This window comes from Paenibacillus montanisoli (assembly GCF_003268025.1).
Lineage (GTDB): Bacteria > Bacillota > Bacilli > Paenibacillales > Paenibacillaceae > Paenibacillus_Z > Paenibacillus_Z montanisoli.
In genome coordinates this window covers 60911-74107 of record NZ_QLUW01000008.1, presented here as the reverse complement: position 1 = coordinate 74107, position 13197 = coordinate 60911, and the positions used below count along the sequence as shown (strand labels likewise).

The window sequence follows — 13197 nt, the reverse complement described above, 5'->3', positions numbered from 1 at the left end:
TGAGATTTCCCAATTAGTAAGACCCCTGGAAGACGACCAGGTTGATAGGTTCGAGGTGGAAGCGCAGCAATGTGTGGAGCTGACGAATACTAATCGGTCGAGGGCTTATCCTAAATACTTCGAATAAACAGCTAAGCAAGAAACCTTCGCAAAGGTTCGTATCCAGTTTTCAGGGCGCAAGCCTTGCAGCTTCAATAAGGATGATCAACCAGTCATCCGCCGAACACGTTTGGTGGCGATGGCGGAGGGGAACCACGCGTACCCATCCCGAACACGACCGTTAAGCCCTCCAGCGCCGATGGTACTTGGACCGCAGGGTCCTGGGAGAGTAGGACGTTGCCAAGCACGAATGACCGACCATATCCGATATGGTCGGTTTTTTGTTGTAATAAAATCAGCTATCATCATCGGCTTCGGATTCCAATCCGATTATCGATGATAATAGCTGACATCGGTACCTGCGATACGAAGTACGCCATTCCTATGAGCTTGGCGGAGTTTGCGCATGATGACGAGCCTAGGCGCGAGAATCCAAATATGGCACATAATTAGGCTGATCATGGTCGGTTCGTTGGCCCAAGGATAGAACACGCCGATTGCGCAAAGTCCGAGCCATAAGAGATGCCGGTGCAATCTGCGGTACAAGCCTAGCTCGATGTGTGCCGTCGGGACATAACCGAACCAAGGCGCCATCATGCGCCAGCCCCAACGCCGATCGTCCGGCTCGTCTACCCTTATCAGAGTCAGACGCGTAATGATAAAATGGATAAACAAAGCCCCCGTGATCCCGATCCCCAGCGCCTTTATGCCATCCAGCCTGTACATGATCAGCAGGAAGATGGACAGGATCGCAAGAATGGTGAGATGACTTTTTCGCAGCTCATCACGAACGAGAACTTTTTGAATCAACTGATATTGATAGATTGTCGCTTTATCTTGGTCCGCTAGCTTTCCGCGCATATGGTGTCAACGCCTTTCTGCCTTCTAACACAATGTATCGGAATGTTCCGCGTAATAATGTAGACTTCCCTACGAAAGAAGTGCAAGCCTGCCGTCACCAATCTGGGCGCTCCGACATAAACTGTATTACTATTTGAAATGGGCTATGAAAGTCGTATAGATTGATAGACTTTGTGGCATACTAGAAGCAATGACATATTTTCACTTGGATGAGGTGAGCGTAGTGATGGAAGAGGTTACGGGAAACTCATGCATTATTTGCGGCCAAGAGAAGCATGTAGGCATTCGGATCGTAGACGAATTTATTTGTGATTCCTGCGAGGTCGAAATGGTGCAAACGGAAGTGCAGGATGCGAAATATCCATTTTTCATTCATCAACTAAAACGTATCTGGATCCAAAACAATGCATGAAACTACAAAGAAGGATCAGCAATCAACGATAATCCCTAAATCGTCTCGAGCAGGAATCGGCTGAGAAGGTTAGGGGTTATTTTGTATCGGGATGGACTAGGTTTATGTTGTCGCCATTATGGATTATGATGATAAAAACAACTTGTTGAATCAGGGGGAAGCTTGCTTGGCACAAAGTCTTAACCTACAGTGGCATGCGCCGCTATTCGAAGCCTTAACTGCCTTGCAGCGGTCCGGACCGGCAAGCTATCATGTGCCGGGGCATAAATATGGCCAATCGCTTATTCGGTTGACCGATATGAATGAGGATGCTATTAAGTCTTACAGAGGCATAATGGCGATTGATGTGACGGAGCTCTCGATAACCGATGATCTGCATGCGCCGTCAGGGATCATTGAGGAGGCGCAGACGCTTGCGGCTAATGCGTTCGGCGCTGATAAGACCTTTTTCCTGGTAGGCGGGAGCACATCGGGGAATTTGGCCATGATTTTGGCTGTTTGTAGGCCTTTGGATCTAATCATCGTGCAGCGTAACGCCCATAAATCGGTGCTGAACGCTTTAAAGCTAGCGGGAGCTAGAGCGGTGTTCATGATGCCTCAGAGGGACTTAGAGAGCAATTTGAGCCTTCTGCCGACACTCGGCCAAGTCGAATCGGCTTTGTTGAACTATCCGGAGGCGAAAGCCGTATTCCTTACGAATCCGAGCTACTATGGCTTAAGTCTGGATTTGGCGCCTTATGCCGATCTGATTCATAAACACGGCAAGCTGCTGCTGGTCGATGAAGCGCATGGCGCGCATTACGGGCTTCATCCGCAATTTCCGCGTTCCGCGATGCAAGCCGGTGCGGATGCTGTCGTTCAGTCGACGCATAAAACATTGCCGGCTCTCACTATGGGGGCCATGCTGCATGTGCAAGGGGAGCGAATAGACCGCAATGCGATTGCCGAATCGCTGCGAATGGTCCAGAGCTCAAGTCCTTCATATCCGATCATGGCTTCACTTGATATTACCCGGGCAATGTTGCAAATTTACGGCAGCGATTTATTCCGGGAAGGCTTAGACGCAGCAGCGGATTTCAGAAAATGGGTCAGTCATCAAACTGCGAGATATGCGCTGGCAGCGGATCCGTTGAAGGAAAATGGCGCGGTGCCGATTCAGGTTGATCCTCTACGGGTTGTCATTCGGGAAGCGTCAGGCCGGCTTTCCGGTTTTGAGCTGCAGCAGCACTTGGAGAAGTACGGGATTTATGCTGAGATGGCGGATCTCCACTTTGCCGTTTTGCTGTTCGGTCTTGCTGCTTCGGTATCCGATGTCGAGAAGCTTCAAGAAGCATTGACCGCAATAGCGAATGAAGCGGACAAAGAAGGTCTCGTGCCAAAAGAAATGGTCAACCTTTCGATCGATAAAAGTCAAGGTTTATCGGAGCCGATCGAGTTTACGCGAACGGGCGCAAAGCACGCTAGTTTTGGGGCTGAAATCATCGCGCTTGCGGATTCTGAGGGCCGATTTGCAGCTGAAGCTGTTATTCCTTATCCGCCTGGAATTCCAATTCTATATGAAGGCGAGCGTATTTCGGCCGAGACGATTCACGCGATTCAGCAGCTGGCGGAGCATGGCGCAAGGTGCCAAGGAGCGACAGATCCGACGATGCGAACGATCACCGTACTGCGGACTGGCTAGCGTTTACGCCTATGATTGGCTCTGATATGATTAGGGTATTAACAGACAGAGGAGTACTTTTGTGGAAAAAGGTTGGTTTTTGACAATTGAAGGCGGCGAAGGAGCCGGGAAAACAACCCTTATTGAAGGTGTCGCTCAGGCGCTGCGTGCGCAAGGCCGAAGCGTCATGATGACAAGGGAGCCGGGCGGCATTCCGATTGCCGAGCAAATCCGGAACGTTATTCTCGATAAGACCAATACAGCTATGGACGCGCGGACGGAGGCGCTTCTCTATGCGGCTGCCAGACGGCAGCATCTGGTTGAGAAAGTTCATCCGGCATTAGCCAGAGGCGAAGTCGTGATCTGCGACCGTTTTGTCGACAGCAGCTTGGCATATCAAGGCTACGCGCGCGGTCTCGGCATTGAAGAAGTATGGTCGATCAACCAATTTGCCATCGAAGGCTCTATGCCGAATCTGACCATATGGATGGATATTTCCGCAGAAGCCGGATTGGCTCGAATCAATTCCACGGCCGGACGTGAAATTAACCGGCTTGATTTGGAGAGCATGGCCTTCCATGAGAAGGTTCGCGAGGGCTATCGACGGCTGATGGCTGCCGATCCGAACCGAATTGTGCGGGTTGATGCCGAACAGACGCCGGAAAACGTGCTAAAGGATGTTCTTGCTATAATAAATAAACGATTTTAGAGGATTATTTACAATCGATGTCAAAATAGTAATAGCGTAATCTAGTCTTTCGAAAACAATTGGAGGGATATGGATGAAATTAGTTATTGCGATTGTGCAGGATAAGGATAGCAACCGGTTGTCGAACGCGCTTGTCAGAGAGGGGTTCCGAGCAACAAAGCTGGCAAGTACCGGTGGATTTCTGCGTGCAGGCAACACCACGTTCATGATAGGTATCGAGGATGAACGGGTTCATGAAGTCATGACGGTTATCCGCTCTAACTGTAAAGTTCGCGATCAGCTTGTTTCACCCGTTTCTCCGATGGGCAGCACAACGGATGCGTATATTCCGTTTCCTGTCGAAGTTCAAGTTGGCGGCGCTGCCGTATTTGTCGTACCGGTAGAGCGTTTCGAACATTTCTGATTGGACGTGGCCAAAGATGAAAATTAATCCGGGCTGGCGGCCTTTAGGTTCAGACCGCACGCGGCCGGATCCGGGCTCCAAACCGATTGCGCTCAGGAGCTTCGCAGACGTCATGAGCTCACATGACGAGCAGCGGACCATCGAACAGCTGCAAGAGAAACTGCAGAACATTCATAATCAAGGCGAGCGGCTTGCACGCTCGATGACGGTCAGGGAGCTGAGGCTCTATCGTCAAATGGTAAAGCAATTTCTTGAAGATACCGTAAGGCGCGGCGTTGGCCTGAAGGAAACGCGCGGGTTTGACCGCCGCGGCCGAACGAAGAGGTATAAATTGCTGGAGGAAATCGACTCCTCGCTGGTATCCGTGGGTGAGGAGCTGCTTGAAACCGAAGAAGGGCGGCTCGAGCTGCTGCAGAAAATCGGGGATATTCGCGGAATGCTGATTAATTTGTTTTTCTAGTATAGAGAAGAGGATCCGTACCATGAGCATTGCACAGCTTGCCGGGCAACCGAAGGCGAAACGCATTCTCCAATATGCGCTGACAAGCGGCAAAGTCTCGCATGCCTATCTATTTAGCGGTCCGCCAGGAAGCGGGCGGATGAAGATGGCGATGGCCTTCGCCAAAGCGCTGTTCTGTACGGGCGGCGGCGATGACGCTTGCGGCGAATGTTTGGAATGCCGAAAGTTCGAGCATGGCAACCAGCCGGATCTTCATCTGGTTGAACCGGACGGAAGTTCCATTAAGATCGATCAAATTCGCGAGCTTCAAAGAGAGCTCGCTTATCGAAATACGGCTGCATCCCGTAAAATCTACATCGTGCAGCGGGCAGAAACGATGACGCTTCAAGCGGCAAACAGCTTGCTTAAGTTTCTGGAGGAACCGCAATCGCCCGTCGTGGCGATTCTTCTGACCGAAAATGGACAAGCGGTGCTGCCGACGATCCGTTCGCGGACTCAATGGGTTCCGTTTATGCCGCTTGCCCCGCAGGATATGCTGCAAACGTTGGCAGATGAGGGCGTTCCTCAGCTGCCTGCTCGTGCTGCCGTTCAATTGGCTTCCGGGCTTGAGGCATGCAGGGCGCTTATCCAGCAGAATGGGTTTGCAGAAATGAGAAACGTAGTGATACAATTAGGCAAGGACAGTCTCACGCGATTTACGGCGGCGATGATGTCCGCGCAGCAGCATATTTTCAAAACGGAGCTTGGTGAACAGCCTCAGCTTTTGTTGTCATTACTCGTTTTGTGGTACAAAGATATGATTCATTTTCAAGCAGGAAGGCACGAGGCACTCGTTTTTATAGATCAGCTTGATTGGATTGGTAAACATGCATACTCTCGTTCAGCTGAGGGCTGGGTGAAATGCATGGAGTATACGCTTGAGGCAGGCAAACGCATGCGGGCGCATGTTTCGCCGCAATTGGCGCTTGAGCAGCTGCTAATCCGTGTACAGGAGGGGTGAAATTTGTATAACGTCGTTGGCGTTCGCTTTAAGAAAGCGGGAAAAATCTATTATTTTGATCCGGTCGACTTCCCGATTGAAAAAGACCAGCATGTCATCGTTGAGACGGCAAGAGGGATAGAATACGGGAAAGTGGTTGTTGGACAGAAGCAGGTCGGAGAATCGGATGTTGTCCTTCCGCTGAAGAAAGTCATTCGGATCGCCGGTGACAACGACGCCAAAATTGTCGAAGAAAACAAGACAGCCGCACGCAACGCGTTCGCGACCTGTCTTGAGAAAATAAAAGACCATCAGCTGAAGATGAAGCTTGTTGATGTCGAATTTACGTTTGACCGCAATAAAATCATTTTCTACTTCACGGCTGAAGGGCGAGTGGATTTCCGTGAACTCGTTAAGGATTTGGCCAGCGTGTTCCGCACCAGAATCGAGCTAAGGCAGATCGGCGTTCGCGATGAAGCGAAGATGCTTGGCGGCATCGGACCTTGCGGCCGCGTGCTATGCTGCTCGACTTGGCTGGGCGATTTCGAACCGGTGTCCATCAAGATGGCGAAGGATCAGAATTTGTCGCTCAATCCGACAAAGATTTCCGGACTTTGCGGACGGCTCATGTGCTGCTTGAAATACGAGCACGACAATTATGAGAGCGTTCGCGAAGAACTCCCGGCAATAGGCAAGATTGTTGTCACATCTTATGGCGAAGGTAAAGTAACCGGTATCAATGCGGGTACCAAATCGGTCTTTGTGCAGCTCTTCGAGGGCGGAAAGCCGAAGGAATTGCCATTAGACGATGTTGTTGTGAAGTAAGCAAAGCGAATCCGAAGCTGCATAGCCTTGGGGTGGAGACTTGAAAAAGGACATTTTTAGCCAAATCAGCGAAATGGAATCCCACATGGGAAACCTGCATCTGGAACTGGGCGCGATGAAGCAAAAAATTAAGTCGCTGCTCGAGGAAAACAACCGGCTTAGCATAGAAAATCAGCAGCTGCGCAAAGTACTAAAATGGGAGACCGCAAGTCAGTCGCCAAAATCGGCAAAGCTGCCGGCGGTTGAAGAAGCCGAGTATCATACTGAGCCTGAAGACGAAGAACCGGTCACGGCAACGGACACGGTTGGCGTCGGACAAGGCTATGATAATTTGGCAAGACTGTATCATGAAGGCTTTCATATTTGCAATTTGTATTACGGACATTTGCGGACGGAAGGCGACTGTTTGTTCTGCCTTTCGTTTCTCAATAAGGAATAAAGAAACAAGACCCTTCATCAGGGTCTTGTTTGCATATAAAGCGGGTTCGAATTACGTCGACTTAAGGAGAATAAACGGTGGTCAATGATGTCAGACTGGAGCCGAATGAACGGCTTGACGATTTGCTAACGCATCAATTACATATCATTCAGAGCAGAGAGGTATTCAGTTTCTCCATGGATGCGGTGCTGCTGGCCCGGTTTGCGGCAGTGCCGCCGCGCGGCAAGATATTGGATCTTTGCACTGGCAACGGTGTTATACCGCTGCTCCTCACGACCAGAACGAAAGCGGCAATCGATGCGGTGGAAATTCAGCCGCGGCTTGCCGATATGGCTAGACGCAGCGTGAAGGTGAATGGTCTGGAGGAACGTATTCATATTTATGAAGGGGATTTGCGCGATTTTCATAAGCAGGTGGGTCATGGCATGTATGATGCTGTCACTGTAAACCCACCCTATATGCCTCCAGGTACAGGCGATCAGAATGAGAATGAGCATTTTGCGATGGCAAGGCATGAACGCAATGGGACGCTTGATGATATCGTAGCGGCCTGCGCCCGGCTTGTTCGCACAGGCGGACGCGTCGCAATGGTCCATCGGCCGAACCGGTTAGTTGAGCTGCTGGAAACGTTCCGCAAATGGAAGCTGGAGCCGAAGCGGATTCGGTTCGTTCATCCGCATGCAGGAGCGGAAGCCAATATGGTGCTGATTGAAGCGGCCAGAGACGGCAAGCCGGATGTGAAGCTGCTGCCGCCTATGATCGTCTATAACGAGCAGCGGCAATATAATGAAGAATTAATGCGGATTTATTACGGTGATCAAGCGGTAAACGCAGCGGGAAAGGGGGATACGGTCAAATGAAGGTACAGCGGAGCTTCAGCAACGAAACCGATGGCACGCGCGGCGGAGCGGGAACGTTATATTTAGTAGGAACGCCGATCGGCAATTTGGAGGATATGACATTTCGAGCGATCCGGACGTTAAAAGAAGTCGACATGATCGCAGCCGAGGATACGAGGCAGACACGCAAACTGCTTTCGCATTTTGATATTTCGACACGGCTTGTCAGCTATCACGAGCATAACAAGGAGGCGAGCGGTCCAGAGCTCGTTCGTCTGCTGGAGAGCGGACAATCGATCGCGCTCGTAAGCGATGCCGGGCTGCCGGCAATTTCCGATCCCGGCGCCGATCTCGCTGCCGCGGCGGCCGAGAAGGGTATTGCCGTTGTTCCGATCCCTGGAGCGAATGCGGCGCTGTCTGCTCTGATCGTCTCGGGGTTATCGACGGAGAAGTTTCTGTTCGCAGGCTTTCCTCCGCGTGACCGAAAGCCCCTTGCCGGATGGTTGCAGCAGCTGCAGCGGCAGGAGGCGACGCTGATTTGTTATGAGTCGCCTCATCGCATCATGAAGACGCTTGGAGCCATGCTTGAACACTGGGGTGATCGTAACATGGCCATGGTAAGAGAGCTGACCAAGCGGCATGAAGAAATTGCCCGCGGCACGGTATCCGGATGCATCGCATGGCTAGAGGAGCATCCGCCGCTAGGCGAATATTGTCTGGTTATAGCAGGCGTTAGCAAGGAAGAAGCAGCGGAGTTGCGGCAAGATGATGACGTATGGTGGAAAAGCTTGAGCTTGGAGGAGCATGTGAGCCGCTACGAGGAGCAAGGCGAGGATCGGAAGGAAGCGATCAAGCGAACTGCTCTTGATCGTGGGATGCAAAAACGCGATGTATATAATGAAGTGATGAAGAAATAGAAGAGAAAAAAAAGACCTTCCTGACCGGAATGGCTCAGGAAGGCATCAAGGAGATATAAAAAGGTTAGAATTAACAGGTCGATAAATGTATTATAACCGATAAATCTAGATTTGTCTCTTTATTTTGTAACGGGAGCCGGCAATTCTGTCAAACAAGCGTTACAAACGATTTTTCCTTTAAAATAAGAGACGTTCTCAGCGTTGCCGCAGAAGATGCAAGCAGGCTCGTACTTCTTCAGCATGATGCGCTCGCCATCCACATAAATCTCAAGCGCATCCTTCTCGCCGATTCCTAGCGTACGGCGCAATTCAATTGGAATAACTACGCGGCCAAGCTCATCTACTTTACGTACAATACCAGTAGATTTCATCATATCTATGATTTCCCCTTCGCAATGAAATAACTCGTCACTATTCGACAAAATTCTATCATATATTGCCTTAATAATACCAACGTTTCCCAAAATAGTCAACCTGCAAATAACGGTAATTGTGACCACTTAGGGCCGATTTACGCTTAAAATAAGCGTATGTCTTACATAATTATAGTATAGCAATTGATGATTGATTGGAAATAGGTTGACGACATTATTCGACAACGATTCGACAATTTGTGTCGAATTATTGAATTTGAGGGAGGGAGATTCGACATGAGCACAAGGAATCGGGAGGGCAGGCTTGCGGAAGAGAAAGTATTTAAGGACCCCGTACATAAGTACATTTACGTCCAGGATCATCTGATTTGGAATTTGATCAATACGAAGGAATTTCAGCGGCTTCGCCGCATCCGCCAGCTGGGCACATCCTATCTGACTTTTCACGGCGCGGAGCACAGCCGGTTCTCTCATTCACTAGGCGTCTACGAGATTACCCGCAAAATCATTTCGCAGTTCGAGCGCAGCGGCTACAGCGATTGGCCGAAAGAAGAAAAGCTTGTCGCTTTATGCTCGGCATTGCTCCATGATATCGGTCATGGGCCGTTCTCTCATTCCATTGAAGATGTGTTCGACACCCAGCATGAGGAGTGGACCTGCCGCATCCTGCTGGAAAATACGGAAATAAATGCAGTGCTGCGCGAGTTCGACCCTACCTATCCGGAGCGGATCTCCGCCGTCATTTGCAAGACCTATCGCCAGCCGATTGTCGTCAGCCTTGTTTCCAGCCAAATGGACGCTGACCGTATGGATTACTTGCTAAGGGATGCTTATTATACAGGGGTTAATTACGGCACCTTCGATTTGGAACGGATCTTGCGCGTTTTGCGGCCTCACCAAGGACGAATCGTCGTCAAGGAAAGCGGCATGCATGCCGTTGAAGACTATCTGATGTCCCGATATCAAATGTATTGGCAGGTTTACTTTCACCCTGTCACGAGAAGCTCGGAAATTATTCTAAGACAAATATTTCGCAGAGCCAAGGAGCTTTACGGGGGTGGTTATAAGTTTTGCTCGCTTATGGAGCCGATAAAGAAGCTGCTTGCAGGCACAATAGATATTGAAGGTTATTTAGAGCTTGATGAGGCGCTTGCCCAAACCGCCTTCGCTCAATGGCAGAATGAGCTCGATCCAGTGCTGTCCGACCTGTGCCGCCGTTTCTTGGACCGCAAGCTTTATAAATATGTCACGATGGATGCGCCCGACGAGAAGCTGTGGCAGCAAATCCGCGATTGTCTGCAGGAAATCGGCCTGCATCCGGACTATCACCTAGAAATTGACTTTCCTTACGACATGCCCTACGATGTTTATCGTCCCGGCTCTACGACGGTCGCGGGAAAAGAAGAAAAGCCGCCGATTCTGCTGCTGAGCCGCGATGAGCGGCTGTCGGAGATTTCAAGCCGCTCCGATATCATCCAATCGATAACCGGCATCCGTCAAGGCAAGTACCACCTCTATTACCCAGAAGAACCGCTTCGAGAATCAGCCCACCGGCTGCCCGCGAATATACGCGAATTATTTGCTTTTATGTAGAAAGGGGTTTAACGGTTTAATCATGTTAATCGACACGCACACGCATTTAGACTCGCATAAATTCGACGAAGACCGCGCAGAAGTGATCGAAAGAGCCCAGGCCGCTGGGGTACATAAGCTTATCAATATCGGTTTCAACCGGGAAACGATCCCGACCACGATGGCACTTGCGGAGCAGTATTCATTCATCTATGCGGCTGTAGGCTGGCATCCTGTCGACAGCATTGATATGCGTCCGGAAGACCTGGATTGGATCGCATCGCTGTGCGACCATCCAAAGGTGGTAGCCATTGGCGAAATCGGACTCGATTATCACTGGGATACCTCTCCGAAAGATGTCCAGCAGCGCGTATTCCGCGAGCAGATTGCGCTAGCCAAGTCCAAACGGATGCCAATCGTCATTCATAATCGCGACGCGCACGAAGATGTGGTCCGGGTGCTTCGTGAAGAAGAGGCCAAGGAGGTCGGCGGCGTGATGCATTGCTTCTCCGGCAGCTGGGAGACGGCAAAGCAGTGCCTCGATATGAATTTCTATATTTCGTTCGGGGGACCGCTTACGTTCCAAAATGCACGGGTGCCTAAAGAAGTGCTTGCACGGGTGCCGCTTGACCGACTTTTGATCGAAACGGATGCTCCTTATCTAGCCCCGCATCCCCATCGTGGCAAGCGGAATGAGTCTTCTTTCGTCCGTCTTGTAGCAAATACAATTGCCGAATTAACGGGTAAGAGCTTGGACGAAATTGGGAGAATAACAACGGAAAATGCGATGAGATGTTTTGGAATCTCATGAAAATCACATAGAAAGCAAGGATTTGGGAGCATTCCCGTGAAAAAAGTGATTTTGATTGAAGAAATTCCTTACTTTCCGCCTTATTTTCCTTGAAATTCGTTAAAATCGTCCTTAATCAGTTCTTTACAATGTGCTGCGGTTACCTGTATGATTCATTTCAGAGCAACACAAACTTGTATTCCTTTTCCAATAACACGCTTAATCTCCGAATTTCGGAGAGCGGGGGAACCAATTGTTGAAACTGTTTGTATCACTGGCATGGTACAGACAGCCATAGACATGAACTTCTTCTTGGGGTGAATTTTGCGACCGGTGCAGCGATTGTGATACCACGATTGTGATACATAGTGCCGTAAGTGAATAGGGCGACTCTCTCGCCCGAATCCGACAGCTAACCTCGCAAGCGCATTTTAGAGAGATCAACCTCGTGAATGAAGTTCCATGCTACCATTGTCGAATGGGAAGCCACGAAACAGATCCTCTGTCGTCGGGCTTCTTTTTGTTTGAAACAATGCGTAATCTGACGATTTAGGGCATCACGGAATCGGATTGAGGGGAAATTGGAAAGAAAATCTCAATAGTCGCGTCTATGTAATCATGCGTAACAAAGGCGGCGGGGCTATGTAAGGAGGACCGAAGAAATGGGAGCAATCCAGCTTAAGGACACCCATGGTAAACGATCATCCAGCATGTCTTTCGCATTGCGATGGAAGCATGAGAACGTGCGTTTAATTGTGCTAAGCGCCATGATCTCAATCGCTATGACTTTCATGTTTCTGGTGTTGTTGTACGGAACGGCTGATAAGCGCGTGTCCGTAGTAGTGAATGGACAAGAAACCATTGTAACGACGAAGCAATGGGTCCTTCAACGCCTACTGGATGAACAAGCTATTGCAATCGGCACTTATGACAAGGTGTCAATGCCGCTCGACGGCGGTATCAAGGACGGCGACCGGATCGTCATCGATCAAGCGGTGCCTCTGATTGTAAAAGCTGACGGCAAAGCAAGAACGTTGTACACGACAGAAAGAACTGTGCAGGGAGCAATCGATCAGGCTAATATATCGATCCGCAATCAAGATAAGGTAGTGCCTTCGCTATCATCGGAACTTAAACCGAATATGGTTGTTTCTGTAACACGGATTGACAAGAAGTTTTCAGAAACGACTCATCCCCTTGCATTCAACGTTGTGAAGAAAGAAGATCCGAAGCTAACGCTCGGGAAGGAAAAGACGATTCAAACGGGTAAAAAAGGCACAGTCGTTAAACGTTTTGAAAAAACTTTCGAAGACGGCGTGTTAGTTTCGCAGACGATGGTCGAGAAGCTGACGGAATCGCCATCCGTCGATCAAATCGTGATGGTCGGGACGAAGAAGCCTGAGCCGAAGGTGATGACGCTTAGCGCGAATTCACCGAATATTTCCACAATGACGAAGCGGGGCGTAACGTTCAGCGCGAAGAAAGTGCTCAAGAACGTAACGCTTACGGCGTATACGGCCGGCGTAGAATCGACTGGCAAGAGTAAGGGCGACCCGCAGTACGGCATCACCGCGTCTGGTTCGCGCGTAACAGAAGGCCGGACGATTGCGGTTGATCCGAGGGTGATCCCAATGGGCTGGTGGGTATACATTGAGGGCATCGGTTTCCGCCGTGCGGAGGATACGGGCAGCGCGATCAAGGGGAACAAGATCGACGTTTTCTATGAAAGCTTGTCGTATGCCACTAAATTCGGCCGGAAGCAGGGCTTCACGGTGTATGTACTGGGGCCTAAGAAGCCTGAATCGCTCTAGGAGCAGTGTCACGGTACGGAGCATCCTATCGTAAATTGCATGTAAAT

General features: G+C 50.1%; 15 protein-coding genes, 2 rRNA genes and 1 riboswitch. Of the genes, 15 read left to right on the top strand and 2 right to left on the bottom strand.

All coding sequences use genetic code 11. From position 1 onward, the window contains the following. A 23S ribosomal RNA gene (locus tag DL346_RS28160) occupies positions 1-113 on the top strand; the annotation flags it as partial. 115 nt (positions 114-228) lie between these two features. Beyond that, positions 229-345, top strand: a 5S ribosomal RNA gene (gene rrf / locus DL346_RS28155). Between the two features lie 84 nt (positions 346-429). Here the strand turns inward: rrf and DL346_RS28150 are convergent. After that, positions 430-960: a transposase gene (locus DL346_RS28150; RefSeq protein WP_112885727.1), complete on the bottom strand. Its 531-nt coding sequence runs from the start codon at positions 958-960 to the stop codon at positions 430-432. A 190-nt stretch (positions 961-1150) separates the two neighbouring features. On the opposite strand from DL346_RS28150, the gene DL346_RS28145 reads away from it, so the two are divergent. The 10 genes from DL346_RS28145 to rsmI all read left to right on the top strand — a co-directional run bounded on the left by DL346_RS28145 (position 1151) and on the right by rsmI (position 8603). Then, positions 1151-1372 carry a sigma factor G inhibitor Gin gene (locus tag DL346_RS28145; protein ID WP_420849616.1) on the top strand — a complete coding sequence of 74 codons (222 nt, stop codon included), beginning with the start codon at positions 1151-1153 and terminating at the stop codon, positions 1370-1372. 166 nt (positions 1373-1538) lie between these two features. After that, the gene (locus DL346_RS28140) at positions 1539-3053 is read left to right on the top strand and encodes an aminotransferase class I/II-fold pyridoxal phosphate-dependent enzyme (RefSeq protein ID WP_240633495.1); all 1515 of its coding nucleotides are present in this window, start codon (positions 1539-1541) and stop codon (positions 3051-3053) included. Positions 3054-3114: 61 nt separating this feature from the next. After that, entirely contained in the window at positions 3115-3741 is a 627-nt protein-coding gene (gene tmk / locus DL346_RS28135) for a dTMP kinase (RefSeq protein ID WP_112885724.1), read from the top strand. Between the two features lie 73 nt (positions 3742-3814). Next, positions 3815-4144 carry a cyclic-di-AMP receptor gene (locus tag DL346_RS28130; RefSeq protein WP_090985945.1) on the top strand — a complete coding sequence of 110 codons (330 nt, stop codon included), beginning with the start codon at positions 3815-3817 and terminating at the stop codon, positions 4142-4144. Between the two features lie 16 nt (positions 4145-4160). Continuing rightward, complete coding sequence (locus DL346_RS28125) at positions 4161-4604, top strand: YaaR family protein (RefSeq protein WP_112885723.1); 444 nt, start codon at positions 4161-4163, stop codon at positions 4602-4604. Between the two features lie 22 nt (positions 4605-4626). Beyond that, complete coding sequence (holB, locus tag DL346_RS28120) at positions 4627-5604, top strand: DNA polymerase III subunit delta' (RefSeq protein WP_112885722.1); 978 nt, start codon at positions 4627-4629, stop codon at positions 5602-5604. Between the two features lie 3 nt (positions 5605-5607). Next, on the top strand, positions 5608-6408 hold the full coding sequence (locus tag DL346_RS28115; RefSeq protein WP_112885721.1) for a PSP1 domain-containing protein: 801 nt from the start codon (positions 5608-5610) through the stop codon (positions 6406-6408). 73 nt (positions 6409-6481) lie between these two features. Beyond that, positions 6482-6847 carry an initiation-control protein YabA gene (locus DL346_RS28110; RefSeq protein WP_112885732.1) on the top strand — a complete coding sequence of 122 codons (366 nt, stop codon included), beginning with the start codon at positions 6482-6484 and terminating at the stop codon, positions 6845-6847. 77 nt (positions 6848-6924) lie between these two features. Beyond that, positions 6925-7707, top strand: coding sequence for a tRNA1(Val) (adenine(37)-N6)-methyltransferase (locus DL346_RS28105; RefSeq protein WP_240633494.1), 783 nt, complete (start codon positions 6925-6927; stop codon positions 7705-7707). After that, a complete protein-coding gene (gene rsmI, locus DL346_RS28100; RefSeq protein WP_112885720.1) occupies positions 7704-8603 on the top strand; it encodes a 16S rRNA (cytidine(1402)-2'-O)-methyltransferase in 900 nt (299 codons plus the stop codon). Before DL346_RS28105 ends, rsmI begins: the two co-directional genes overlap by 4 nt. Positions 8604-8722: 119 nt before the next feature. Here rsmI and DL346_RS28095 read toward each other — a convergent pair whose 3' ends face one another. Further along, a complete protein-coding gene (locus DL346_RS28095) occupies positions 8723-8977 on the bottom strand; it encodes an AbrB/MazE/SpoVT family DNA-binding domain-containing protein (protein WP_112885719.1) in 255 nt (84 codons plus the stop codon). A 276-nt stretch (positions 8978-9253) separates the two neighbouring features. Between DL346_RS28095 and DL346_RS28090 the strand changes: the two genes are divergently transcribed. The 3 genes from DL346_RS28090 to DL346_RS28080 all read left to right on the top strand — a co-directional run bounded on the left by DL346_RS28090 (position 9254) and on the right by DL346_RS28080 (position 13150). Next, complete coding sequence (locus DL346_RS28090) at positions 9254-10570, top strand: HD domain-containing protein (protein WP_112885718.1); 1317 nt, start codon at positions 9254-9256, stop codon at positions 10568-10570. A gap of 22 nt (positions 10571-10592) precedes the next feature. Beyond that, entirely contained in the window at positions 10593-11360 is a 768-nt protein-coding gene (locus tag DL346_RS28085; protein WP_112885717.1) for a TatD family hydrolase, read from the top strand. A gap of 185 nt (positions 11361-11545) precedes the next feature. Beyond that, positions 11546-11781: riboswitch (cyclic di-AMP (ydaO/yuaA leader) on the top strand. 220 nt (positions 11782-12001) lie between these two features. Further along, positions 12002-13150, top strand: a complete 1149-nt coding sequence (locus DL346_RS28080) for a 3D domain-containing protein (protein WP_112885716.1) — start codon at positions 12002-12004, stop codon at positions 13148-13150. Positions 13151-13197 lie beyond the last annotated feature (47 nt).

Coding starts and splice junctions, on each gene's coding strand:
- DL346_RS28150 (WP_112885727.1), bottom strand. CDS start 960: ATGCGCGGAAAGCTAGCGGACCAAGATAAAGCGACAATCTATCAATAT.
- DL346_RS28145 (WP_420849616.1), top strand. CDS start 1,151: ATGACATATTTTCACTTGGATGAGGTGAGCGTAGTGATGGAAGAGGTT.
- DL346_RS28130 (WP_090985945.1), top strand. CDS start 3,815: ATGAAATTAGTTATTGCGATTGTGCAGGATAAGGATAGCAACCGGTTG.
- DL346_RS28125 (WP_112885723.1), top strand. CDS start 4,161: ATGAAAATTAATCCGGGCTGGCGGCCTTTAGGTTCAGACCGCACGCGG.
- holB (WP_112885722.1), top strand. CDS start 4,627: ATGAGCATTGCACAGCTTGCCGGGCAACCGAAGGCGAAACGCATTCTC.
- DL346_RS28110 (WP_112885732.1), top strand. CDS start 6,482: ATGGAATCCCACATGGGAAACCTGCATCTGGAACTGGGCGCGATGAAG.
- rsmI (WP_112885720.1), top strand. CDS start 7,704: ATGAAGGTACAGCGGAGCTTCAGCAACGAAACCGATGGCACGCGCGGC.
- DL346_RS28095 (WP_112885719.1), bottom strand. CDS start 8,977: ATGATGAAATCTACTGGTATTGTACGTAAAGTAGATGAGCTTGGCCGC.
- DL346_RS28090 (WP_112885718.1), top strand. CDS start 9,254: ATGAGCACAAGGAATCGGGAGGGCAGGCTTGCGGAAGAGAAAGTATTT.
- DL346_RS28085 (WP_112885717.1), top strand. CDS start 10,593: ATGTTAATCGACACGCACACGCATTTAGACTCGCATAAATTCGACGAA.
- DL346_RS28080 (WP_112885716.1), top strand. CDS start 12,002: ATGGGAGCAATCCAGCTTAAGGACACCCATGGTAAACGATCATCCAGC.